The organism is Sphingomonas sp. CL5.1, assembly GCF_013344685.1.
GTDB lineage: Bacteria > Pseudomonadota > Alphaproteobacteria > Sphingomonadales > Sphingomonadaceae > Sphingomonas.
The window spans coordinates 3,784,330-3,808,196 of record NZ_CP050137.1 but is presented as its reverse complement, the minus strand read 5'-3'; the positions used below and the strand labels follow the sequence as shown (position 1 = coordinate 3,808,196).

Here is a 23,867-nt window from a genome sequence, read left to right as displayed (position 1 = left end):
CGGAAGTAATTTTGTTAGTTGCCTAACTATAATACTTCCCGAAGCAGTGGCAAGTGATTGATTTCCGCGCATCCCGGCGCGGTTCGACGAGTTATCCGTGAAACTCGCGATCGGCGATCATGCCGCAGCCGCAGGTCGGGACGGTCACCTGGAAGATCCGCCGGTTCGACAGCGGCGTGTCGCATGTCTCGCATCGTTCGAGCGCATCCAGTTCCCGTTCGACGATCGAGCGTAGCTGCGCGCACAGAGTGCTGTGGCCGCGTCCGCCCTGCTCGGCCATGATGACCCATTGGCACAATCCGCTGCCAAGCGTGGCGATCAGGTCGGCGAGATCGCAGCGTGCCTCCTCCCTGCGCTCGCCCGGCACATAAGCGGTGAGCGCGGCGACCAGCGCGGCGCGGACCCGGTCGCGCATCTCCTCCTGCAGCTTCGCGATGCGGGGATTGCGCGCGGATTCGGCCATGATCTCCGGCATCAGGCGATAGCCGTCGACATCCTCGTCATAGCTGGTGAAGGTCAATATCCACTCGCGCACCGCGGCCCGGTTGCTGGTGAGGATCGCCGCGTTCAGCGACGCCTCGTCAAGGAATTGCAGGAAATCGCGGCGCGCGATGGCGGCGATGATATCCTCCTTGGAGGCGAAGTCCCGGTAGATCTGGCCGACCTTGACCCCGTTCGCGCCGGCGATCTGCGCGACGCCGGTGCCGTGGAAGCCGTTCTCGATGAACAGGCGGCGTGACGTTTCGAGGATATGCTCGCGACGCCGGGCGGCACGCGATGCGCGGTCCTCCTTGCTGCAATGCAAAAAATCAACTCTCTCCATCATCTTCTGGCTTGTCTTGGCTCCGGCTCGGGCGTAATTCGCGCAAAACGTGAGTGAACGATCACTCACGTATTAGCATAAAAGTCGGGAACGTTCATGAGAAAATTCGCACCCGCGCTCGCGCTGGCGCTGCTCCTCCCGGCCTGTGGGCAGGGTGCGCCGGATCAGCAGCGCGGCCCCGCGCAGGTCGGCGTCGTCACGGTGCGCTCGCAACCGGTGACGCTGACGACGGAGCTTCCCGGCCGAACGGTCGCCTATGAAACGTCCGAGGTTCGCCCGCAGGTGAACGGCCTGATCCTCGCGCGCCTGTTCGAGGAGGGGGATTCGGTCCGGCAGGGGCAGCCGCTCTACCGCATCGATCCGCAGCCCTATAAGGCGAGCGAGGCGAGCGCGGCCGCCGCGCTGACGCGCGCCCGCGCGGCGATCGCCTCGACCGGCGCGCTCGCGCGGCGCTATGGCGAACTGGTCAAGATCAACGCCATCGCGCGGCAGGATTACGAGAATGCGCAGACGCAGGCGGAGCAGGCGCACGCCGATGTCGCCGCGCAGGAGGCCGCGCTGCGCTCGGCGCGGATCGACCTTGCGCGCACCACGATCCGCGCGCCGATCTCGGGGCGGATCGGCCGCTCGGACTTCACCACCGGCGCGCTGGTGACGGCGGCGCAGGCGAACGCGCTGACCACGATCCAGCGGCTCGATCCGATCTATGTCGACGTGCAGCAATCGAGCGCCGAGGTGCTCAAGCTGCGCCAACAGATTCTCGCGGGTCAGCTCTCGCGCGATGGCGGGGCGGCGCGCGTCCGGCTGAAGCTGGAGGACGGATCGACCTATCCGATCGAGGGCGAGATGAAGTTCACCGACGTCTCGGTCGATCCGACGACGGGCAGCCAGGCGATCCGCATCCGCTTCGCCAACCCGCGCGGCCTGCTGCTGCCGGGCATGTATGTCCGCGCGCAACTGGTCGAGGGCACGCAGGCGCGGGGCCTGCTCGTTCCCCAGCGCGCCGTCAGCCGCGACGAGCGCGGGCAGGCGACCGTCATGGTCGTCGGCAAGGGCGACAAGGTCGAGCAGCGCGTGATCCAGGCGACCCGCACGGTCGGCGATTCGTGGCTGGTCACGGGCGGCCTGAAGGACGGCGAGCGCGTGATTGTCGAGGGCGGGATGATGATCCAGCCGGGGATGCCGGTGAAGGCCACGCCCTGGTCGCCGGAGAACGCCGCCGCCGCCGCGAAGCCGGCGGCGCAGGCGCAGGCGAAGTAAGCCCGTATGTCACGCTATTTCATCGACCGGCCCATCTTCGCATGGGTCATCGCGATCATCCTGATGCTCGCGGGCGGGCTGGCGATCCGCTCGCTGCCGGTCGCGCAATTCCCGGAGATCGCGCCGCCGACGGTGTCGATCTCCGCCATGTATCCCGGCGCCGACGCCGAGACGCTGGAGCGGACCACGACGCAGATCATCGAGCAGCAGCTCAAGGGCATCGATCACCTGCGCTATTTCTCGTCCTCGTCCTCCTCGGCGGGGATGGTGACGATCACGCTGACGTTCGAGCAAGGCACCAACCCGGACATCGCCCAGGTTCAGGTGCAGAACAAGCTCCAGGCCGCCACGCCGCTGCTCCCCCGCGAGGTGCAGCAGCAGGGGTTGCAGGTGCAGAAGTCGGCGGCCAACTTCCTCGCCATCATCGGCCTCTATTCGAAGGACGGATCGCATAGCGCGACCGATCTGTCGGACATGATCGTCTCGCGCTTCCAGGACCCGGTGAGCCGGGTCAACGGCGTGGGCGAGGTGCAGGTGTTCGGCGGCCAATATGCGATGCGCATCTGGGTCGATCCGCTGAAGCTCAACGCCTATCAGCTTACGATCGCGGACGTGACGGCCGCGATCCAGGGGCAGAACGCGCAGGTTTCCGCCGGTCAGATCGGCGCGCAGCCGGCGCCGAAGGAGCAGATGCTCAACGCCACCGTCTCCGTCCAGTCGCGGCTCCAGACGCCCGAGCAGTTCGGCGCGATCCGCCTGAAGAACGGCGCGGACGGCTCGGTCGTGCGCCTGTCCGACGTCGCCCGCACGGAACTGGGCGCGGAGAATTACGGCTTCGACACGCGCTACAACGGCCAGCCGGCGTCGGGTTTCGCGGTGAAGCTCGCGTCGGGCGCGAACGCGCTCGCCACGGTCGATGCGGTGAAGGCGCGCGTGACGGAGATCGCCAAGGGGCTGCCGGCGGATGTCGCGGTGGTCTATCCTTACGACACCACGCCGTTCGTTCGCCTGTCGGTGAAGCAGGTGGTCGAGACGCTGTTCGAAGCGGTGGTGCTCGTCTTCCTCGTCATGTTCCTGTTCCTGCAGAACTGGCGGGCGACGCTGGTGCCGACGATCGCCGTGCCGGTGGTGCTCCTGGGTACCTTCGCGGTGATGGCGGTGGCCGGTTTCACGATCAACACGCTCACCCTGTTCGGCATGGTGCTGGCGATCGGCCTGCTGGTCGACGACGCGATCGTCGTGGTCGAGAATGTCGAGCGCCTGATCGTCACCGAGGGACTGAGCCCGAAGGCCGCAGCGCGCAAATCGATGGACGAGATCAGCGGCGCGCTGATCGGCATCGGGCTGGTGCTGTCGGCGGTGTTCCTGCCGATGGCGTTCTTCGGTGGCTCGACGGGCGTGATCTACCGCCAGTTCTCGATCACCATCGTCTCGGCGATGGTGCTGTCGGTGCTGGTCGCGTTGATCCTGACTCCGGCGCTGTGCGCGACGATCCTCAAGCCGCACGACCCGGCGAAGCATGAGGGCGACGGCCTGCTGGCGCGCTTCTTCCGCTGGTTCAACGACAGATTCGATCGCGGGCGCGAGAAATATGAGCAGGGCGTGCGCGGCACGACGCGGCACTGGAAGCGCTCGGTCGTCGTCTATCTGGTGATCGTGCTCGGCATGGGGCTGCTGTTCTGGCGGCTGCCCACGGCCTTCCTGCCCGATGAGGATCAGGGCGCGGTTATGGCGATGGTTCAGGGACCGTCCGGCGCCACCACCGCGCGCACGGAGAAGGGGCTCGAACTGGTGCGCAGCCATTTCCTGAGCGATCCGGCCGTGGAGGCGGTGTTCACGATCAACGGCTTCAGCTTCGCGGGGCAGGGGCAGAACGCCGGCATCGCGTTCATCCACCTGAAGCCGTGGGGCGAGCGGCCGGGCGCCAGGAACAAGGCGCAGGCGATCGCCGCCCGCGCGATGGGGGCCTTCGCGCAATATAAGGACGGCATGATCTTCGCGCTGGTGCCGCCGGCGGTGTCGGAGCTGGGCAATGCCACCGGCTTCGACCTCCAGCTCGTCGATACCGGCAACGTCGGGCATGAGCGGCTGACGCAGGCGCGCAACATGCTGCTCGGCATGGCGATGCAGGACAAGCGGCTCGCGCAGGTGCGGCCGATGAGCCTCGATGACGCGCCGCAGCTCAAGATCAACGTCGATCAGGACAAGGCGCGCGCGCTGGGCCTCGATCTCGAATCGATCAATTCGACCATCTCGACCGCCTGGGGCGGCGCCTATGTCAACGATTTCATCGATCGCGGGCGGGTGAAGCGCGTCTATATCCAGGCCGACGAGCCATACCGGCTGCGCCCGGAGGACCTCGCGAGCTTCTACGTCCGCGGCGCGAGCGGACAGATGGTGCCGTTCAGCGCCTTCTCGACGCTCGAATGGGCTACCGGGCCGGTGCAGCTCACCCGCTACAACGGCTTGCCCGCGACCGAGATACAGGGCGGCGCAGGATCGGGCGTCAGCACCGGCGACGCGATGAAGGCGATGGAGGAGATCCAGGCCAAGCTGCCACCCGGCACGGGGCTGGAATGGACCGGCCTTTCCTATGAGGAGCGCCTGTCGAGCGGGCAGGCGCCGGCGCTCTATGCGCTGTCGTTGCTGATCGTCTTCCTGTGCCTTGCCGCGCTGTACGAAAGCTGGTCGGTGCCGGTTTCGGTGATCCTCGTGGTGCCGCTCGGCATCGTCGGCGCGCTGCTCGCCGCGACGCTGACGGGGTTGAACAACGACATCTATCTGCAGGTCGGCCTCATCACGACGATCGGCGTCTCGGCCAAGAACGCGATCCTCATCGTGGAATTCGCCGAGGAGCGGATCGCGGAGGGGATGCGGCCGTTCGAGGCCGCAGTCGAAGCCGCCCGGCTGCGCCTGCGCCCGATCCTGATGACCAGCTTTGCCTTCGTGTTCGGCGTGCTGCCGCTGGCGATCACCACCGGCGCCGGGGCGGGCGGGCAGAATGCGATCGGCCGGTCGGTGGTCGGCGGCATGCTCTCCGCCACCGTGCTGGCGATCTTCTTCGTGCCGATGTTCTTCGTCCTCGTGCTGCGCCTGTTCGGCCATCGCGACGACGCGCCCGGCCATGACGCCGCGCAGGGAGTTTCCGCGTGACCAGCCGTTTCCGTACCCTCGTCATGCTCGCCGGCGCGACCGCGCTGACGGCGTGCAACCTCGCCCCGAAATACGTCCGCCCCGTCGGCGCCGTCCCGGCGGAGCTGCCGCAGGGCGGCCCCTATCCGGCGGCGGCGACCGACGCGCCGGACGTCACCAGGGTCGGCTGGCGCGATTTCTTCCTCGACGCGCGGCTGCGGCAGGTGATCGAGACGGGGCTGGCCAACAACCGCGACCTGCGCGTCGCCGCCGCGAATGTGCTTCAGGCGCGCGCGCAATATCGCGTGCAGCGCGCCGATCTGGTGCCCTCCACCACGGTGAGCGCCGGCGCGACCTATACCAACAATACCGCCAGCCTCGGCGGCGGCGCGGGGGCGGGCGGGGCCACGTCGAACAATTTCGACATCTATTCGGTCAACGCCGGCTTCTCGTCGTTCGAGCTTGACCTGTTCGGCCGTACCCGCAACCTCAGCCGCGCCGCGCTGGAGCGTTATTTCGCCAGCGAGGAAGCGCAGCGCTCCGCGCGCATCAGCCTGATCGCGGAGATCGCGACCGCCTGGCTGACGCTCGCCTCCGACCGGGACCAGCTCGCGCTGGCGCAGGACACGCTCAAGACGTTCGAGCAGACGCTGGAGCTGACGCGCGCGCAATTCCGCATCGGCGTCGCGTCGGAGCTGGAAGCGCGGCAGGCGGAGACGAACTATCAGGGCGCGCGCAACGACATCGCCGCGCTGCGCACGCGGATTGCGCAGGACCAGAATGCGCTGGACCTGCTGGCCGGCGCGCCCGTCGCCGCCGATCTGTTGCCGGCCGGGCTGGGCGAAGGGCAGGTGACGCTGGACGCCCTGCCGGGCGGCCTTTCCTCGCAGGTGCTGCTGCGCCGCCCCGATGTGTTGCAGGCGGAGCATCAGCTCATCGCGGAGAACGCCAATATCGGCGCGGCGCGCGCGGCCTTCTTCCCGACGATCTCGCTCACCGCGACGCTGGGGACGGTCTCCACCGCGCTGTCCGGCCTGTTCGCCGGGGGCAGCTTCACCTACACCGGCGCGCCGACCGCGACGCTGCCGTTGTTCGACGGCGGGCGCAACGCGGGCAACCTCGCTTATGCTAAGGCATCGCGGGACGCGGCGGTCGCGACTTACGAAAAGTCGATCCAGTCGGCGTTCCGCGAGGTCGCCGATGCGCTGGCGCTGCGCGGCACGATCGGTGAGCAGGTCGCGGCGCAGGGCGCGCGGGTCGAGGCGGCACGAGTGGCGGCGAGGCTTTCCGACGCGCGCTATCGCGCTGGAGTCGATTCGTTCCTCACCGCGCTCGATGCGCAGCGCATCGCTTATGCCGCGCAACAGCAGCTCCAGACGACGCGGCTCGCCCGCGCGAGCAATCTGGTGGAGCTGTATCGCGCGCTCGGCGGCGGGCTGGATTGAAATATCTATTCGATAGCTTGCCTTTTTGCGTAACGTACATATCCTCTTCTTAACGAAAGGAGAGGAGTAATGGATCGAATCGAGCTTGTCGCGCATCAGGCTGGCGACAAGAGCATGGTGATCTTGCAGAGCCTGCTTTGCCTGCTGCGCGAGAAGAACCTCCTGACGCGCGCGGATATCGAGGATTTGTGCGAGAAGGTGCAGGCCCGCGCCAGCGATCACGCGCAAGACCCGTTGCCCTGTTGCGTCGAGGAAGCGGCCGCTGCCGCGAACGAGATGAAGAAGCTGGGTCAGTATATCGGGAGTCGCTACGGCGGGAAGCATCGCCGCATCTGATCGTCCCGCCTTGCCGGTCAGGCTGATCGACCGGCCAACCATTGCCCGAGCCGCCCGGCGGCTTCGGCCAGGATATCGTCCGGCTTGGCGAAGCACAGGCGGAGAAGGCCGCGTGGCGCGGCATCGCTCATATAGAAAGGCGACAGCGGAATGCTGGCCACCCCGGCCTCGCGCACCAGCCGGCGGGCGAGGGCGGCGTCATCCTCGCGCATGCCCGATGTGGCGAGATCCACGGTGAGGAAATAGGTTCCCTCCCCCGGCAGGACGGCGAAGCCGGCCGCCGTCAGCAGCGCGCTCAGGTAATTGCGCGAACGCTCAAGCCCGATGCGCGACCGGGCGAAGAAATCGTCATCCAGGCCAAGGCCGTGCGCCACCGCGATCTGTAGATTGGGCGGCGTCGTGAAGGTGAGGAACTGATGCGCGCGGGCGATCGGTTGCAGCAGCCGGGGCGCGGCGACCACGAAGCCGACCTTCCACCCCGTCAGGCCGAAGATCTTGCCCGCCGAACCGATCTTCACCGCCCGTTCCGCCATGCCTGGCAGCGCGATCATCGGCACATGGCGCGCGCCGTCGAACACGATATGCTCCCACACCTCGTCGCAGATCGCGATCAGATCGTGCGCGACGCACAGCTCCGCGAGCGCGGCCAGTTCCGGGCGGGAGAACACGCGCCCGGTGGGATTGTTCGGATTGTTGAGCACGATCGCGCGCGTGCGCGGGCCGATCGCCGCCGCCACCTCCCCGATCGGCAGGCGCCAGTCCGGCGGTCGCATCGTCACCGCCCGCGCCACGCCGCCGGCGCGCTCCACCAGCGGGCGATAGGCGTCGTACATCGGCTCCAGCAGGATCACCTCATCGCCGGCGGAGACGATGGCGAGCAGCGCGGCGGCGATCGCCTCGGTCGCGCCGGAGGTGATGAGCACGTCGCCGGCCGTGATGTCGAGCGACTGGAACCGGCCGTACCAGCCCGCCACTGCTTCGCGCAGCACCGGCAGGCCGGCGGAGGGCGGATATTGGTTCGGCCCGGCCAACACCGCATCCGCCGCCGCGCGGAGCAACTCCTCCGGTTCGGCCGTATCGGGAAAGCCCTGCCCGAGATTGATCGCCCCGGTCTCGCGCGCCAGTCCGGACATCTCCTCGAAGATGGTGGTCGCCATCGTGGCATAGACAGGGTTCACGCGATCCATCCTCTAACCGGCCGGTGAACCTGTCTGCCGCACCGGCCACGGGGATGGAAGACGCCGCGCTATGCCGCCGCGCGCCTCAATGCGTTAGCTTGTCGATCTTCTGCCGCTCGTGCGCCGTGCTGAGCACCGCGCTGCACACCAGCCGCGCGCGCTCCGTGACGCGCTCCAGGCATTGCGCGGCGTAATCGGGCGCGAGCGGCGATACGATCGAATCAAGATGCTCATGCTCGACGCTGGTGAAGGAGAAGATCGTCTCGAGATAGGAATCGAACGCCTCCCGCATCCCCTCCCATTGCCCGCGCTCGGCCAGCCAGGGAAGCGTCGAGCCGGAGGTCGTCAGCAGCACGAAACGCTTGTCGTGGAGGATCGTATGCTGCTTGTTGTGGCGGATCGCGGTGGCGGTCAGCCCCGCGCCCAGCACGCGATCGATATAGCCGGTGATGATCGCCGGCGGCATCCCGAACCAGATCGGATAGACGAGCACGATGACGCTCGCGTCATGCACCAGCTCGAGCTCGCGCTCGACATCGGGGGAGAGGCGGAAATCGCTCGCCTCCGGGCGCTCCTCCGCGCGCAGCAGCGGATCGAAGTTCCGCGCGTAGAGGTCGTGGACCGTCGCTGCCTGACCGCATTCGCGCACCGCATCGGCATAAGCGGCGGCGACGGCATGGTTGAAGCTGTCGCTCGCCGGATGGCCGAGGATGACCAGATGATGAAGATCGGCTGGCGTGACGTTGCGCATCGGGTTCCCTCCGCCCGGCGGAAGCCGGCACGATGATGGAACACCGCCGCGCCGCCGCGGTTCCGAAGCATGGCGCGACGGCGAGGGCCGTCCTATGCTGACGGCCGACAATCACGGAGCGACCAGATGACCGCGATCCGCCCGATCGACCGGCTCGACACGCATGAGGTGTTCAACCAGCCGCCGCCGCTGGAGGACGTGAACCTGTTCACCGGCGATCGCGCATTGGTCGAGGCGGTGGCGAAGGCGGGCGGCGCCGCGCATGCCGGGCGGCTGGCGGCACTGGGCGCGCGTTGCGGCTCCGCCGAGGTGATCGACTGGGGCGTCGAGGCCAATCGCAACGTGCCGGTGCTGGACACGTTCGACCGCTACGGCCGGCGCGTGGACGAAGTGCGCTTCCATCCCGCCTATCACGAATTGATGCGGCTTGGGCTGGAGAGCGGCTTCGCCTCGGTCGCATGGGACGGGACGGGGGCGGGGCACCTCGCCCATGCCGCGATCCTCTACCTCACCGGGCAGGCGGATTCGGGCACGAGCTGCCCGATGACGATGACCTATGCGGCGGTGCCCGCGCTCGCCGCCACGCCGGAGGTCGCCGCGACATGGGTGCCACGCATCACCGCCGGGCGCTACGATCCGGCGGCGCGGCCGGCGGCGGAGAAGGCCGGCGTCACGATCGGCATGGCGATGACCGAGAAGCAGGGCGGATCGGATGTGCGCGCCAACACCACCCGCGCCGAGCCGACGGGTGAGGGTCATTGGTATCGCCTGACCGGCCACAAATGGTTCTGCTCCGCGCCGATGTGCGACGCCTTCCTGACGCTCGCTTACGCCGAGGGCGGGCTGACCTGCTTCCTCGTGCCGCGCTGGCTGCCGGACGGGGAGCGCAACGCCGGTTTCCGCGTGATGCGGCTGAAGGACAAGATGGGCGACCGCTCCAACGCTTCGTCGGAGATCGAATATCACGGCGCGCTCGCCGAGCGGCTCGGGCCGGAGGGGCGCGGCGTCGCGACGATCATCCAGATGGTGCAGCATACCCGGCTCGATTGCGTGATCGGTTCCGCGCAACAGATGCGCGGGGCGGTGGCGCAGGCGCTGTGGCATACCGCGCACCGCTCCGCCTTCCAGCGCCGCCTGATCGACCAGCCCGCGATGGCCGCCGTGCTCGCCGATCTCGCGGTGGAGAGCGAGGCGGCGGCGATGCTCGGCTTCCGGCTGGCGCAGGCGTTCGACGAGGACGATGCGGTCGCGCGGCTGCTCACCCCGCTCGCCAAATATTGGGTGTGCAAGCGCACGCCCGGCGTGGTCAACGAGGCGATGGAGTGCCTCGGCGGCGCGGGCTATATCGAGACCGGCCCGATGCCGCGCCTGTTCCGCCAATCGCCATTGAACGCGATCTGGGAAGGGTCGGGCAACGTCATCGCGCTGGACCTGCTGCGCGCGCTGGCCCGCGAGCCGGAGGGCGTGGAGGCGCTGCGGGATTTCCTTGCCGGCGCGCGGGGACGGATCGGCGCCTATGACGCATGGCTCGACGCGATCGACCTCAGGTCCGCGAACGAGGCCAATGCGCGGCTGCTGGTCGAGCGGCTGGCGCTCGCGGCGCAGGCGGCGGTGCTGATCGGATGGGACAGCCCGATCGCCGAGGCGTTCTGCGCGCTGCGGTTCGGGCAGCGCGGCTCGGCTTATGGCGCCTATGACGCCGCGATCGACCCGCGCGCGATCATCGCGCGCGCCAGCCCCGGCTGATACGGCTGGTCACTGCCTCTTGAAATCGCGCACCAGGGCTTTGAATGCCTGTATCGAGACTTCCATCAGACAGCCCATTCGCGGCGTGAACGGCTTGTCGTGGCCGGCGAAGATCGTCGAGCCTTCCATCGAATAGGAGATGAACAGGGTCAGCATCTCCTGTTCGGCCGCGGTGAGATCGGGGCGCATCTCGGCCACCACTTCCAGCAGCGGCCGCCGGGCGCGGGCGTATAGCTCGTGCATCCGGTCGTACACGAAGGGGTCGTGGTTCGACAAAGCCCAAAGTTCGGGGAACAGCCGCGTCGTCTTCCTGGTGGTGATGTCGTTGAGCACCAGCAGGCAATAGCGTTCCAGCCGCTGTTCCGGGCTGAGGCCGGCGCCGTGGACGATCGCGTCGAACTCCTGCTCGTAGCTGCGGATCACCGCATCGAGCAACTCGCGCACCAGATCCTCGCGCGTGCGATAATGGTAGGTGAGATTGCCGAATTTCATCCCGCAGGCCGCCGCGACTCGGCGCATCGACATGGCGCGGTAACCCTCGTCGATCAGGATCGAAAGCGCCGCGCGCAGGATCATTTCCCGCGTCTCCCGGCCCTTCGAATAGCCGCCGTCGCGCTCCGGCACGATCAGGTCGGTGATGAGGGCGGGGATATCATCCGATTGATTCATCGTAATTATCCTCTCCATTCGGATGATTTCCTATAACAAATAATCAAAAATAGGTCATAAGACAAATTTAGGTCAATTGACAGATTTACCTCTCATCGATCATGATTCGAGGCAAGCCGTTTCGATCGGCATTGTCAGGAGAGGGAAACGGATGAGGTTGTTCGTCCGGCTGTTGTCGACCGCGCTCGGCCTCGCGGTGCTGCCTGCTCACGCCGCCACGCCGGCCGAGTCTTATGCCAAGCCGCTGCCGGAGGAAGCGATCCCGAGCGTCACGGCGCTGCCGGCGCAATGGCCGAAAAGCTGGGTGCTCATCAACGATTTCCACTTCAACGCGATCGTCGACGGGCGGGTGGTCGTAGTCGACACTGCCTCGGCCAATCAGCCGCTGAAAGGGATCGTCCGCGCGGCGCAATTCGCCAATTCGCTCGTCTCCACCAGGCGCGGCGAGATACTGACCAGCGAGACCTTCTACTCCCGCCTGACGCGCGGCGAGCGCACCGACGCGATCACCATCTGGGACATGGCCGACCTCAAGCCAAAGGGCGAGATCGTGTTGCCCGGCGGCAAGCGGCAGCTTTCCGTCACCTATCCAAACCTGTTCCAGTTCACCAATGGCGAGAAATGGGCGCTGGTCGCCAATTTCACCCCGGCGCAGTCGGTCACCGTGGTCGATCTGGACGGACGCAAGGTGCTCAACGAGATCGACCTGCCGGGCTGCGCGCAGATCTATCCCACCGGACAGCGCGGCTTCTCCAGCCTGTGCGCCGACGGCTCGATCTTCAGCGCGACGCTCGACGATCAGGGCAAGGTGGCGACGTCCAGGACGATCAAGGCTGTGCAGGACATCGACAGGCAGCCGCTGTTCAGCGCGCCGGCGATGGTCGGTCGCGCCGCCTGGTTCGTCAGCCAGCACGGCATGTTGCAGGGCTTCGATCTCTCCGGCGAGATCGCACGGCCGATCCCCGGCGCGTTCAGCGTCGGCACGGCGGAGGGCGGCGCGCCGGAATGGCGGCCAAGCGGCTGGCAGGTGATCAACGCCGATGCCGCCGGGCGACTCTACGTGCTGATGAACCCGGCCGGCAAGGAAGGCAGCCACAAGGACGGCGGCACCGAAGTGTGGGTGATCGATCCTGCGAAGAAGGCCCGTGTCGCGCGCTATCCGCTCAAGGCCCAGTCGGTGGCCGTCGCCGTCACGCGCGAGGACCAGCCACATATGGTGCTGGCGCGCGCCGACGGCGTGATCGACGTCTATGACGCGGCCAGCGGCGCTTTCGTGCGGACGCTGGGGGCGACGGTGGCGTTCAACCCGATCGTCATCACCCCGGTGCAATGATGACGCCGCTGGCTCTGTTCCTCGCGCTGGTGCTCGGCGTGTCCGCCGCGCACAAGGCGCATTCCCCGACGCGCCTCGGCGCCGCTGCTGCGCGGCTGGCGGGCGTATCCCTGCCGGCCGGTCAGTTGCTGCTGGTGCTGACCGGCGGCGCGGAGGCGGTCGCCGCGCTATGCCTCGTCCTCCCCGTTGCCACGACGGCGGGCGCGACGACCGCCGCCGCCTTGTGGAGCGCTTATGCGCTGGCGCTGTGGCGACGACGGGGCGAGGTGCTCGATTGCGGCTGCGATCTCGTCGATCGGCCGCGCCCGGTCGGGCCGGGGCAGATATTGCGCGCGGCGCTGCTTGCCGGCCTTGCGCTCGCACTCGCAGCGTTGCCGGCGGCCGCTTCGGGCTTCTCGGCGGAAGCGTTGCTCGCCGCGCTTGGCCTTTTCGCACTCTACCTCGGGGCGTCGGAAATTCTCGCCATTCCCCGCCCCGCATGGAGGAAATCCTGATGCTGGTATCGCAATTGCTGTTGTGGACGGCGGTGATCGTCGAGGGCCTGTTGATCGCCGCGCTCGCGCGCCAGATCGGCATCCTGCACGAGCGCATCGCGCCGGCGGGCGCGCTGACGCTGCACCAAAAGGTGACGGTGGGCGAGGTGGCGACGCCGATGACGGTCGTGACGATCGACGGCGTGCCGCTGGAGGTGGGGGGCAAACGCGACGGGCGCAGCCAGCTCCTGTTCTTCGCCTCGCCCGATTGCCCCGTGTGCAAGTCGCTGCTGCCGGTGGTGCGCTCGGCGGCGAAGGCGGAGGGGAATTGGCTGGACGTGGTGATTGCCGGGGACGGCACGCAGCCCGCCTATCGCAAACTCGCGAGCGAACATGGGTTGGGCGATCTGCCGCTGGTGCTGTCCGAGGCATTGGGCCGCGCGTTCGGCGTCTCCAAGCTGCCTTATGCCGTGCTGCTCGACGAGGAGGGGCGGGTCGCCTCGCTCGGCCTCGTCAACAGCCGCGAGCATCTCGAAAGCCTGTTCGCCGCCAAGGAGCATGGGGTCGCCTCGATCCAGGACTTCCTTGCCCGCCGCCAGAAGGAGGCCTGATCCATGGCCGGTTTCGACAAGATAGCCGAACGCTTCACCCGCTCGATCGCGCGCGGCACCTCGCGGCGCAGCCTGCTGGCGACGCTGGGGATGGGGATGACCGGCGCGGCCGTTTTCCCGGTGCTGCCGGTGGCGCGCGCTTCCACCCATCCCGGCGGGGTCGCGCATCCGCCCGTCACCTCCGGCGTCGCGCAGGATCCGGGCGACCGCACGACCTGCGATTACTGGCGTTACTGCGCGATCGACGGCTTCCTGTGCACCTGTTGCGGCGGCACGGTGAACACCTGTCCGCCGGGGACGGAGATGTCGCCGATCACCTGGATCGGCACCTGCACCAACCCGGCCGACAAGCGCGCTTATATCATCAGCTACAACGATTGCTGTGGCGCTTCGTCGTGCGGCCAGTGCCTGTGCAACCGCAACGAGGGTGACCGGCCGCAGGTCCGCACGCAATCGAACAACGACTATAACTGGTGCCTCGGCACCGAGAGCAGCATCTATAATTGCTCGACGGCGGTGATCGTGGGCGTCGCGCTGGACCAGCCACAGTGAGAGCGCTGGCGATCCTTGCGCTGCTGATGCCGGCGACGGCGCTGGCGGCGGGGCCGGACGGAGCGACGGTCTTCACCCGCTGCGCCGCCTGCCACACCAGGACCGGAGCCGGCGTGCCGGGCGCCTATCCGCCGCTGGGCGCCGATTTCCGCGCGCTCGCGACGAAGCCGGGCGGGCGGCGCTATCTCGCGCTGGCGGTGCTGAAGGGCCTGTCCGGCCCGTTGACGGTGGAGGGCAAGACCTATCGCAACGTCATGCCGGCGCAGGGCGGACTGGACGAGGCGGCGGTGGCGGCGGTGCTCAACCACGTCGGCACTACGATCGCCAGGACGGGACCTGCGTTCAAGCCGTTCACCGCGGCGGAGGTCTCCGGCTACAAGGCCGGCGCCGGATCGATGACCGGCGCGGATGTCGCCAGGCTGCACGACGCGGCGGAAGGCAAATGAAACCGGCGCTCGTCCTGCTGCTCTCCGGCCTTACTGCGGGCCTGATCGCGGCGGGCGGCGTGGCGCAACAGCCCGGCGCGATGCCCGGCGTCAGCAATCCGGCGCAGGCGCATGTCGATTACAAGCTGAAATGCCAGGGATGCCACCGTATCGACGGCAGCGGCGACGATTTCAGCAACCCGCCGATGCGGGGCACGCTCGCGCTGTTCCTGACGGTGCCGGGGGGGCGCGAGTTCATCGGGCGGGTGCCGGGCGTGGCGACGGCGGATCTGGACGACGCGCGTCTCGCCAATCTTGTCAACTGGACGCTCTACACGTTCGATCCGCAGCACATGCCGGCCGGCTTCCGCCCCTATACGGCGGCGGAGATCGGCGCGCTGCGACAAAGCCCCCTCCGCCTTGAGCGCGCCGCAACGAGAGCGCGTCTGGTGGCGGGCTTCATACGGGCAGGAAAAGACCGGCACATCAAAAATTAGGGGAGGTCTCGGGCAATGAAGGATCTTTTGTTGTTGCGGACGAGCGGGGCGGCGCTGGCCGTCGCAATCGCGCTAGTGGCGCCGCCGGTTCTGGCCCAGGCGGCCGATACGCCGGAAACCAATGCGCCGGGTGAGATCATCGTCACTGCGACCAAGCGTTCGGAAAGCCTCCAGTCGGTGCCGATCTCGGTCTCGGCGATCGGCGGGGACGATCTTTCCAAATCGCGCACAACCAGCGTCGATGACCTGACAAGCAAGGTCGCCAACCTCCAGATGACCGGCATCGTCGGCGACAATACGCCGATCTTCAGCCTGCGCGGCGTGTCGATGTCGGATTATTCGCTCAACCAGTCCAGCCCGGTCGCGACCTATTATGACGAGGTCTATAAAGGCAATTTCGCCTTCCTCGGCGTCGCCATGTACGATCTTGAGCGGGTGGAGGTGCTGCGCGGGCCGCAGGGCACGCTCTACGGCAAGAACACCACCGGCGGCGCGGTCAATATCATCAGCCGCGACGCCGCGCTCGGCGAGACCGGCGGCTACATCAACGCGGGCTATGGCAATTACAACCGCGTCGATGTGAACGGCGCGATCAACCTCGCGCTGGGCGACAAGGCCGCGCTGCGCGTCGCGGGCACCTACAGCCATGCCGACGGCTGGTTCAGGAACGTCCTGCCCGGCATGCCCGACCTCGCCGAAACGCGCGAGTTCGCCTTTCGCGCCACCTTGCACTGAGAGCCGACGGATCGGCTGAAGCTGGTGTTGCGCGGCTCGGTCAGCGAGCAGACGCCGCACAATTACGGCATCTATGCGCAGAACGCCGACCAGACGCGCGTCGACGGCCTCGACCGCTATCACATCGCCTCCGACATCGCGACGCGCCGCATCGCCCGCACGCAATCGGTGGCGCTGACCGCCAATTACGAGCTGACCGATGCGCTGACGCTGACCAGCATCACCTCCTATGACCACGGCACCCTGTTCTTCACCGAGGATACGGACGGCCAGGCGAACAAGACGCTGGAAATCCCTTATGGCGACCGCGCCAGCCAGTTCGCGCAGGACCTGCGCCTGACCAGCAACATGTCCGGGCCGTTCGATTTCATCTTCGGCCTCTATTTCAACCGCGAGAAGGTGTTCAACACCACCTCGTTCCAGATCTTCAACGATGTCGATCTCAATGACGACGGCCGCAGCGACGCAGCCGATTGCGCCGCCGGGGTGGAGGAAGGCACCTTCGTTGCCTGCAAGGTGAAGAACCGCTTCGATCAGGTGAAGAAGAGCTTCGCGGCCTATACCGATCTCAAGTTCCGGGTGAGCGACGCCATCACGCTGCGCGGCGGCCTGCGCTACACCCACGATATCGGCCGGCAGACCGGGTTCCGCTCAGACGCGTTCGGGGTGGACGACGTGCTGGTGGCGAACCTGATCCCGCTCACCTCCGCCTCGTTCAAGACGGACAATCTCTCCGGCAAGATCGGGCTGGACTACAAGCTGGCCGACGGCAACCTGCTCTATGCCAGCATCAGCCGCGGCTATCGCGCGCCGAGCTTCAACGCGCAGGCATTCTTCCAGCCGGACGAGGTTTCCGTCGCCAAGGCGGAACAGGTCACCTCTTATGAGATCGGCGCCAAGACGCGCATGTTCGACCGGCGCGTCACGCTGAACCTCGCCGCCTTCTATTACGATTACCGCAACCAGCAGTTCATCAACGTCGATCCGGCCACCGCCGCGCAGACGTTGCTCAACATCCCCAAGTCGCGCATCTTCGGCGGCGAGGCCGAACTGAGCGCGCGCATCGTGGACGGTTTCCAGCTCCACGGCGGACTCGGCCTGCTGTCCACCAAGATCATCGAGGGCACTGTCAGCGGCGCGGACGTCGCCGAGCACAAGCTGGCGAACGCGCCCTCCTTCACCTTCAACATCGGGCCGGATATCACGCTGGCGCGCGGCGGCTTCGGCACGATCAGCCTGCATCCGTCGCTGGCTTACCAATCGAGCCAATATTTCGAGGTCATCAACGAGGCGATCCTGAAGCAGAAGGGCTATGCGCTGCTCGACGCGCACCTCGATTACGAAAGCGCGGACGGGCACATCACCGCCTCGGCGTGGGTGAAGAATGCTGCGCAGCAATTCTACTTCACCTCGCGGGTCGATCTGCTCGCGGGCTTCGGCTTCATCTATAACCATATCGGCAACCCGCGTACCTATGGCATCACGCTGGGCTACAAGATCTGACGAACGCGCTGGAGAGGATAATGACCGACTATCGGATGCTGATTGGAGGCAAGCTCGTCGACGCGGGCGAGCATATGGAGGTCGTCAACCCGGCGACAGGGGAGGCGTTCGCCACCGTGCCCCGCGCCGACACCACTGACGCCGATGCCGCGATCGCCGCCGCCCGCGCCGCGCAGTCGGCATGGGCCGCGCGGCCGATCGCGGAGCGCCGCGCGGCGATCGTCGCGCTGGCGGACGCGATCGCCGCGAACGGCGACGAACTCGCCCGGCTGCTGACGATGGAGCAGGGCAAGCCGCTCGCCGAGGCGAAGGGCGAGATCGCGTGGACGGAGGGCTATCTGCGCCATTATGCCACGCTGGAGCTGCCGGATCGCGTCATCCAGGATGACGAGAACGGCTATATCGCCGTCCGGCACCAACCGCTCGGCGTGGTGGTCGGCATCATCGCGTGGAACTTCCCGCTGCTGGTCGCCTGCTGGAAGATCGGCCCGGCCGTGCTGGCGGGCAACGCCATCGTGCTCAAGCCCGCGCCGACCACGCCCGTCACCGCGCTCCGGCTGGGCGAGCTGGCGAAGGACATCTTCCCGGCCGGCGTGGTCAACATCATCACCGACGCCAACGATCTCGGCTCGCACCTGACGGCGCATCCCGATGTCGCCAAGGTCGGCTTCACCGGCTCCACCGCCACCGGCAAGCGGATTGCCGCCAACAGCGCCGACACGCTCAAGCGCATCACGCTGGAGCTTGGCGGCAACGACGCCGCGATCGTGCTGGACGACGTGGACGTGCGCGAGACGGCGCGGGCGATCTTCGACAGCGCCTTCCTCAATTGCGGGCAGGTGTGCCTCGCGGTGAAGCGCGCCTATGTTCACGCCGACATCTATGACGCGATGTGCGCGGAGCTTGCCCGGCTCGCCGAGGAGGCGGTGGTCGGCGACGGGCTGGAGCAGGGAGCGCGTATCGGCCCGATCCAGAACCGGATGCAGTTCGAGAAGGTGAAGGGCTTCCTCGACGCCGCACGCGCGGAGGGTAATATCATCGCCGGCGGCAAGGCGATGGAGCGCGCCGGCTATTTCATCGAGCCGACCATCGTCCGCGATGTGACCGATGGCGCGAAGATCGTCGACGAGGAACAGTTCGGCCCGATCCTGCCGGTGATCCGCTTCGACGACGTGGAGGATGTGATCGCCCGCGCCAATGCCTCTGATTACGGCCTCGGCGGATCGGTGTGGAGCAAGGATATCGCCCGCGCCACCGATATCGCCGGGCGGATCGACGCCGGGCAGGTATGGGTCAACCAGCATGTCGCGATCGGCCCGCACATCCCGATGGCCGGCTTCAAGCAATCCGGCCTCGGCGCGGAGCAGTCTGTCGAGGGACTGGCCGAATATACGCAGCTCAAGGTGGTGAACGTCAAACGATGAACGGGCTTTCCATCGCCAGCGGGCCGACCGATACGCCGCTGCTGGAGATCACCATCGGCGCGGCGCTGCGCCAGGCCGCCGCGCGGTGGGGCGACGATCTGGCGCTCGTCTCGCGTCATCAGGCGATCCGCTGGACGTGGCGCGCGTTCGACGCGGAGGTCGATCGCGTCGCCACGGGCCTGCTGGCGCGCGGCGTGGGGAAGGGCGACCGGGTCGGCATTTGGGCGCCCAATTGCGCCGAATGGGCGGTGATCCAGTTCGCCACCGCGCGGATCGGCGCGATCCTCGTCAACATCAACCCGGCCTATCGCGTGACGGAGGTCGAATATGCGCTGAACAAGGTCGGCTGCGCCATGCTGGTGACGGCGGCGAGCTTCAAGAGCAGCGACTATCTCGCCATGCTGCGCGAGATCTGGCCGGCGAAGGTGCCGGGGCTGCGGCTGATCGTCACGCTCGGCGATGAAGCGCACGACGGCTTCCTGCCGTGGAGCGCGCTTCGCGCCGCGCCCGATGCGCCCGCGCTGGCGGCGGCGGAAGCCGCGCTCGATCCGAACGACGCTATCAACATCCAGTTCACCAGCGGCACCACCGGCCTGCCCAAAGGCGCGACGCTCACCCATCGCAACATCCTCAACAACGGTTATTTCACCGCTCGCACCCTGCACCTCACCCCGGCGGACCGCATCTGCGTGCCGGTGCCGCTTTATCATTGCTTCGGCATGGTGCTGGGCAATCTCGCGGCGGTGACGAGCGGCGCGGCGTTGATCTATCCGGCGGAAAGCTTCGAACCCGTCCGCGTGCTGGAGGCCGTGGCGGCGGAACGCTGCACCGCGCTCTACGGCGTGCCGACGATGTTCATCACCATCCTCAACCACCCCATTCTGGCGGTCACCGACACATCCTCGCTGCGCACCGGCATCCTTGCCGGCTCGCCGTGTCCGCTCGCCACGATGCGCGAGGTGATGGAGCGTCTCAACATGCGCGAGGTGACGATCGGCTACGGCATGACCGAGACCAGCCCGCTCACCACCCAGACCGCCACCGACGATCCGATCGAGGAGCGGGTCGGCTCGGTCGGCCGCGTGCATCCCCATGCGCAGGCGAAGATCGTCGGCCCCGACGGCGCGACGCTGCCTTATGGCGAGCAGGGTGAATATTGCTCGCGCGGCTATGCGGTAATGCGCGGCTATTGGGACGACCCCGAAAAGACCGCCGAGGCGATTGATGCCGACGGCTGGATGCATTCCGGCGACCTCGCGACGATGGACGAGCGCGGCTATGTCCGCATCACCGGCCGCATCAAGGACATGATCATCCGCGGCGGCGAGAACATCTACCCGCGCGAGATCGAGGAGTTCCTGCTCGGCCACGATGCGGTCGCCGACGCGCAGGTGTTCGGCGTGGCGGACGAGACCTATGGCGAGGAGGTCTGCGCCTGGATCATCCCGCGCCCCGATGCGGCGCTGACCGCCGAGGAGGTGCTGGCGCACTGCAAGGGCCGCATCGCGCACTACAAGGTGCCGCGCTACATCCGCATCGTCGAGGCGTTCGCGATGACCGTCACCGGCAAGGCGCAGAAGTTCGAGATGCGCCGCGTCATGGAGGCGGAGCTGGAAGCGCGGGACTTGCGGACGGAACGTCGGCTCTCGCGACCATAGATGCCCTCGCGCAACGCTGGCCGGTCGCCGTCGCCGGCGGCCTGCCTTTATCGCAGGATCGAACGAGGGGTGGGCGCCAGATACAATGGCTGCGGCACCCGTTCCTCCGCGTCCCTGAGGCCGCCCGCGACGTCTTCCGTCCAGACCTTGCTGCGGACGAGCCGCCGCATCGCGCGATCGAATGTCACGCGGTCGCTGGCGCGGGAGAACCAGACGAATAGCTTTTCACCCTGACGCACCGGCAGGCGCGGAAAATTGGCCTGTTCTTCAGGCACATAGGCGCCGATCACCGGCAGCTCTCCGCTTCCGACCAGAAATTGCGCATGCTGATCGGCGCCGAATATCGCAAATGGCGGACGGCGATCGTCGAGAAGCTGCGCGCGAACGGATCGGACATGGCCGATCCCGAAGGCTTTGCGGTGATAGCGGTCGCGCTGTTCACCGGAGCGATGTCGCTCGCCAAGGTCGAGCAGAGCGGCCAGCCGTTGCGCGATTGCGCCGCCCGGCTCAGGATGCTGGCGTGAAACGCTTCTCCCTCATCCTGCTGGCGGCCATGGTCGCCACGCCGTCGCTGGCGGCCGGGCCGGACTGCCGGATCGGCTCCTATGCTCTTGCCGATGGCCGCAATCTCGATATCGGGCCGTCTGAAGGAACCGCGTGGCGCTGGCGGCTGGAGGACGGCACCACCGGCAAGCTCACTCCCGCCGGATCGGGGCAATGGACCAGCACGCTCGGCTGGACCGATCGCCCGGATGGCAAGACCGTCACCTTCGATTGCGACCAGGGGGCGGTCCGTTTCGCCGAAGTTGCCGGCAAGCGCATTCCGTTCGACGTCACCGATACGAGGTTCAGAGGCGCTGGCGTCGATCTCGCCGGGCGGCTCATTCTGCCCAAGGGCGCGGGCAAGGTGCCGATCGTCGTCCTGATCCACGGCTCGGAGCATGAGTCGGGCATCGTCAACTTCGCCTTGCAGCGACAGTTCGCCGCGCGGGGAATTGGCGTTTTCGTCTATGACAAGCGCGGCAGCGGCGCGTCGGGTGGCCGATATACGCAGGACTATCTGCTGCTCGCCGACGATGCGATCGCGGCGGTGCATGAGGCGAAGCGGCTGGCCGGCGCGCGGGCGGGGAAGGTGGGCTATCAGGCCGGCAGCCAGGGAGGCTGGGTCGCGCCGCTTGCCGCGCGGATCGAGCCGGTCGATTTCGTCATCGTCGGCTTCGGGCTGGCGGTGTCGCCGCTGGAGGAGGATCGCGAGGCGATCGCGCTCAACATGCGCGATCGCGGTTATGGCGCGGACATCGGGGCGAAGGCGATGGAGGTCGCGGACGCGACCGCCGCGGTGCTGCTCAGCGATTTCCGCGAAGGCTATGACGGGATCGCGGCGGTGCGGCGGAAATACGGGCAGGAGCCGTGGTTTCGCCATGTTCGGGGTGATGTGAGCTACGTCCTGCTGGAGAAGGATGCGGCGGAATTGCGGGAACTGGGGCCCGCGCTGCTGGCCGGCATCCCGTGGCAATATGATCCGATGCCGGTGCTGCGCAACCTCGCCGTCCCGCAGCTCTGGATATTGGCCGAGAACGACATGGACGCCCCAAGCGCGGAGACTGCGCGCCGATTGAAGGCGCTGGCGGCGAACGGCCGTCCCATCACGACCGTCATGTTCCCGCACACCGAGCACGGCATCTACGAATATGAAATCGGCCCCGACGGCAAGCGGCTCTCGACGCGCCAGCCAGACGGCTATTTCCGCATGATGGTCGATTTCATCCGCAACGGCCGGATCGGCGCGGGCTATGGTACGGCGCGGATCGCCGGGCCGGCGGGATGATGCGGCCAGGGCGGGAAGCGGGCTGGCCCGTCGCCGTCGTCCTCGCCTCGATCGTCGGGCCAAGGATCGGAGATTTGAGTCCGACATGCATCGCGAGGGCGGCGCGACGGAGAGTCTTGTCATGAGGCGCCGGCATGCGGTTCAGAACCCGCCGTGCAGGCGCAGCGCGACGACGTTGGCGGGGCCGCGATCGCGGTTGTAGCCGGGGTTGGCGATGAACTGATAGTCGATCGTCACGTCGATGCCCTTGCGCGGTTGCCAGTCGTAATAGGCTTCGGCGATCGCCTCCGCGCCGGGATGGGGCAGCCGCCCGTCGCCGACCAGCACGCCGATCCCGCCCGCGTCGAGGTACCGCCGGTGCTCCGCCGTGATGCCGTTGACCACCATCGCCAGCCCGACCGTGTCGTCGGCGCGGCCCCAATGCGCGCCCTTCAGCGCTCCGCCGATCGCGGCGCTGCGATCGACATCGGTGAAGTCGTAGGGCTCGATCGCGCCGTCGGCCAGGCCGGCGCGCGCGAACAGGCCGAGCGTGGCGGTCAGTTCCTGCTCCAGGTTCACGTCCACGCCGGGCCGGTCCATCGCCCGCCGCACCAGCGCCGTGTCGGGAGCTTTGCCGTTGCCCGCCGCCAGCGCGAGCGCATCGTCGAACCGGCCGAAGCGGCCGTGGTTGCGGAACAATGTCACCCGCACCGCGCCGGAGTGGCCGGCGAGCAAATGGCGATGCTCTATTTCCAGATCGAGCTGGTTCTGGCTGAAATCGCGTTCCAGCGTCTCCCCGTTCGGCACTTTGGACAGGTTGAATACACCGAGCCGCAGCGTCCATGCGCCCCGATACCATTCGGCCGCCGCCCCGGTGCTGTAGCCCCACGCATCCGCCGCATAATCGAACGTGCCCGCGTCGACGATCGTCCAGTTGAGGAAATCGCCGCGCGGATCATGGGCGTAGCGATTGGTGTCGAACACGTCGCCGACGCCGAACTTGCCGATCGTCAGCACCAGCCGGTCGGTGCGCCGACGCCCGGCGAACTGGTTGGCGGCGGCCTCGATCGCCTCGCTCTCCCCGCCCAGTCCGATCGTCTGGCGGAAGAACAGGCGTTGCAGCCGGACATAGGGCGCGCTCTTGCCGACCTTATACGCCTCCGCGCTGGGAAAGCCCGCGACGCCCAACGTATCGGACAGGCCAAAGCCCTGATCGACCTCCGGGTTGATCCACAGCTCGGCGCCGTCCCACGGCCGCACACCGGCGTAGAGCGTCGCGTCGAACGTCTCCTTCGCCTGACGCGACGCGAGGCTGTTCGGCCCGGAATAGGGCGAGCGGAAGCCGAACACCCCCTGCGTCACCAGCGTCGCCTGCGCGTGGACCGCCCAAGGCGCGCTACCCGTGTCCGGTCCGGCATCCTGCGCCAGCGCCGGGACGGAGAGCAGCGCGCCGGCGAGCAGGGCGGGGTGAGGGGGAAAAGGACGCCGGTCGGCCAAGAAGATTTCCTT

23 protein-coding genes are annotated in these 23,867 nt (G+C 67.4%); 17 read left to right on the top strand and 6 right to left on the bottom strand.

Translation table 11 applies throughout. The annotated features are described in order from the left end of the window. Nucleotides 1-91: 91 nt before the first annotated feature. Complete coding sequence (locus tag F9288_RS18295) at nucleotides 92-805, bottom strand: TetR/AcrR family transcriptional regulator (protein WP_174838103.1); 714 nt, start codon at nucleotides 803-805, stop codon at nucleotides 92-94. Nucleotides 806-919: 114 nt separating this feature from the next. On the opposite strand from F9288_RS18295, the gene F9288_RS18290 reads away from it, so the two are divergent. From F9288_RS18290 to F9288_RS18275, 4 genes are all read left to right on the top strand, one after another. Next, nucleotides 920-2,083, top strand: coding sequence for an efflux RND transporter periplasmic adaptor subunit (locus F9288_RS18290; RefSeq protein ID WP_174838102.1), 1,164 nt, complete (start codon nucleotides 920-922; stop codon nucleotides 2,081-2,083). A 6-nt stretch (nucleotides 2,084-2,089) separates the two neighbouring features. Beyond that, nucleotides 2,090-5,236, top strand: a complete 3,147-nt coding sequence (locus F9288_RS18285; protein WP_174838101.1) for an efflux RND transporter permease subunit — start codon at nucleotides 2,090-2,092, stop codon at nucleotides 5,234-5,236. 23 nt (nucleotides 5,237-5,259) lie between these two features. Further along, nucleotides 5,260-6,660, top strand: coding sequence for an efflux transporter outer membrane subunit (locus F9288_RS18280; RefSeq protein ID WP_174839174.1), 1,401 nt, complete (start codon nucleotides 5,260-5,262; stop codon nucleotides 6,658-6,660). 69 nt (nucleotides 6,661-6,729) lie between these two features. Continuing rightward, nucleotides 6,730-6,996 carry a hypothetical protein gene (locus tag F9288_RS18275; protein WP_174838100.1) on the top strand — a complete coding sequence of 89 codons (267 nt, stop codon included), beginning with the start codon at nucleotides 6,730-6,732 and terminating at the stop codon, nucleotides 6,994-6,996. Nucleotides 6,997-7,013: 17 nt separating this feature from the next. On the opposite strand, the gene F9288_RS18270 is transcribed toward F9288_RS18275, so the two are convergent. Continuing rightward, nucleotides 7,014-8,183, bottom strand: coding sequence for an aminotransferase (locus F9288_RS18270; protein ID WP_174838099.1), 1,170 nt, complete (start codon nucleotides 8,181-8,183; stop codon nucleotides 7,014-7,016). A gap of 76 nt (nucleotides 8,184-8,259) precedes the next feature. Beyond that, nucleotides 8,260-8,925: an NAD(P)H-dependent oxidoreductase gene (locus tag F9288_RS18265; protein WP_174838098.1), complete on the bottom strand. Its 666-nt coding sequence runs from the start codon at nucleotides 8,923-8,925 to the stop codon at nucleotides 8,260-8,262. Nucleotides 8,926-9,051: 126 nt separating this feature from the next. Here F9288_RS18265 and F9288_RS18260 point away from each other — a divergent pair, with 126 nt between their 5' ends. Further along, the gene (locus F9288_RS18260; protein ID WP_174838097.1) at nucleotides 9,052-10,671 is read left to right on the top strand and encodes an acyl-CoA dehydrogenase family protein; all 1,620 of its coding nucleotides are present in this window, start codon (nucleotides 9,052-9,054) and stop codon (nucleotides 10,669-10,671) included. Nucleotides 10,672-10,680: 9 nt separating this feature from the next. Here the strand turns inward: F9288_RS18260 and F9288_RS18255 are convergent, their stop codons facing one another. Continuing rightward, nucleotides 10,681-11,340, bottom strand: a complete 660-nt coding sequence (locus tag F9288_RS18255) for a TetR/AcrR family transcriptional regulator (protein WP_174838096.1) — start codon at nucleotides 11,338-11,340, stop codon at nucleotides 10,681-10,683. A 151-nt stretch (nucleotides 11,341-11,491) separates the two neighbouring features. Here F9288_RS18255 and F9288_RS18250 point away from each other — a divergent pair, with 151 nt between their 5' ends. From F9288_RS18250 to F9288_RS18210, 10 genes are read left to right on the top strand one after another with little or no spacing between them, the layout of a single operon-like run. Beyond that, the gene (locus tag F9288_RS18250) at nucleotides 11,492-12,673 is read left to right on the top strand and encodes an amine dehydrogenase large subunit (protein ID WP_174838095.1); all 1,182 of its coding nucleotides are present in this window, start codon (nucleotides 11,492-11,494) and stop codon (nucleotides 12,671-12,673) included. Then, nucleotides 12,670-13,167, top strand: coding sequence for a MauE/DoxX family redox-associated membrane protein (locus F9288_RS18245; RefSeq protein ID WP_174838094.1), 498 nt, complete (start codon nucleotides 12,670-12,672; stop codon nucleotides 13,165-13,167). Before F9288_RS18250 ends, F9288_RS18245 begins: the two co-directional genes overlap by 4 nt. Continuing rightward, nucleotides 13,167-13,757 carry a methylamine dehydrogenase gene (locus F9288_RS18240; protein ID WP_254620948.1) on the top strand — a complete coding sequence of 197 codons (591 nt, stop codon included), beginning with the start codon at nucleotides 13,167-13,169 and terminating at the stop codon, nucleotides 13,755-13,757. Before F9288_RS18245 ends, F9288_RS18240 begins: the two co-directional genes overlap by 1 nt. 3 nt (nucleotides 13,758-13,760) lie before the next feature. Beyond that, nucleotides 13,761-14,309, top strand: coding sequence for a methylamine dehydrogenase light chain (locus F9288_RS18235; protein WP_174838092.1), 549 nt, complete (start codon nucleotides 13,761-13,763; stop codon nucleotides 14,307-14,309). Then, nucleotides 14,306-14,755, top strand: coding sequence for a cytochrome c (locus F9288_RS18230; protein WP_254620947.1), 450 nt, complete (start codon nucleotides 14,306-14,308; stop codon nucleotides 14,753-14,755). The genes F9288_RS18235 and F9288_RS18230 overlap by 4 nt, the downstream gene beginning before the upstream one ends. After that, nucleotides 14,752-15,231 carry a cytochrome C gene (locus F9288_RS18225; RefSeq protein WP_254620946.1) on the top strand — a complete coding sequence of 160 codons (480 nt, stop codon included), beginning with the start codon at nucleotides 14,752-14,754 and terminating at the stop codon, nucleotides 15,229-15,231. The genes F9288_RS18230 and F9288_RS18225 overlap by 4 nt, the downstream gene beginning before the upstream one ends. A gap of 15 nt (nucleotides 15,232-15,246) precedes the next feature. After that, nucleotides 15,247-15,966: a TonB-dependent receptor plug domain-containing protein gene (locus F9288_RS22235; protein ID WP_254620945.1), complete on the top strand. Its 720-nt coding sequence runs from the start codon at nucleotides 15,247-15,249 to the stop codon at nucleotides 15,964-15,966. A gap of 24 nt (nucleotides 15,967-15,990) precedes the next feature. Next, entirely contained in the window at nucleotides 15,991-17,469 is a 1,479-nt protein-coding gene (locus tag F9288_RS18220) for a TonB-dependent receptor (protein WP_254620944.1), read from the top strand. Nucleotides 17,470-17,489: 20 nt separating this feature from the next. Next, nucleotides 17,490-18,893 carry an aldehyde dehydrogenase family protein gene (locus F9288_RS18215; protein WP_174838091.1) on the top strand — a complete coding sequence of 468 codons (1,404 nt, stop codon included), beginning with the start codon at nucleotides 17,490-17,492 and terminating at the stop codon, nucleotides 18,891-18,893. Beyond that, nucleotides 18,890-20,551, top strand: a complete 1,662-nt coding sequence (locus F9288_RS18210) for an AMP-binding protein (protein WP_174838090.1) — start codon at nucleotides 18,890-18,892, stop codon at nucleotides 20,549-20,551. Before F9288_RS18215 ends, F9288_RS18210 begins: the two co-directional genes overlap by 4 nt. A 47-nt stretch (nucleotides 20,552-20,598) precedes the next feature. On the opposite strand, the gene F9288_RS18205 is transcribed toward F9288_RS18210, so the two are convergent. After that, entirely contained in the window at nucleotides 20,599-20,841 is a 243-nt protein-coding gene (locus tag F9288_RS18205; RefSeq protein ID WP_174838089.1) for a hypothetical protein, read from the bottom strand. A gap of 33 nt (nucleotides 20,842-20,874) precedes the next feature. Between F9288_RS18205 and F9288_RS18200 the strand changes: the two genes are divergently transcribed. Next, entirely contained in the window at nucleotides 20,875-21,075 is a 201-nt protein-coding gene (locus tag F9288_RS18200; RefSeq protein WP_174838088.1) for a hypothetical protein, read from the top strand. After that, nucleotides 21,072-22,379, top strand: a complete 1,308-nt coding sequence (locus F9288_RS18195; protein WP_254620943.1) for a S9 family peptidase — start codon at nucleotides 21,072-21,074, stop codon at nucleotides 22,377-22,379. Before F9288_RS18200 ends, F9288_RS18195 begins: the two co-directional genes overlap by 4 nt. Before the next feature lie 141 nt (nucleotides 22,380-22,520). Here the strand turns inward: F9288_RS18195 and F9288_RS18190 are convergent, their stop codons facing one another. Beyond that, nucleotides 22,521-23,855, bottom strand: a complete 1,335-nt coding sequence (locus F9288_RS18190) for a carbohydrate porin (RefSeq protein ID WP_254620942.1) — start codon at nucleotides 23,853-23,855, stop codon at nucleotides 22,521-22,523. Between the last annotated feature and the right edge of the window lie 12 nt (nucleotides 23,856-23,867).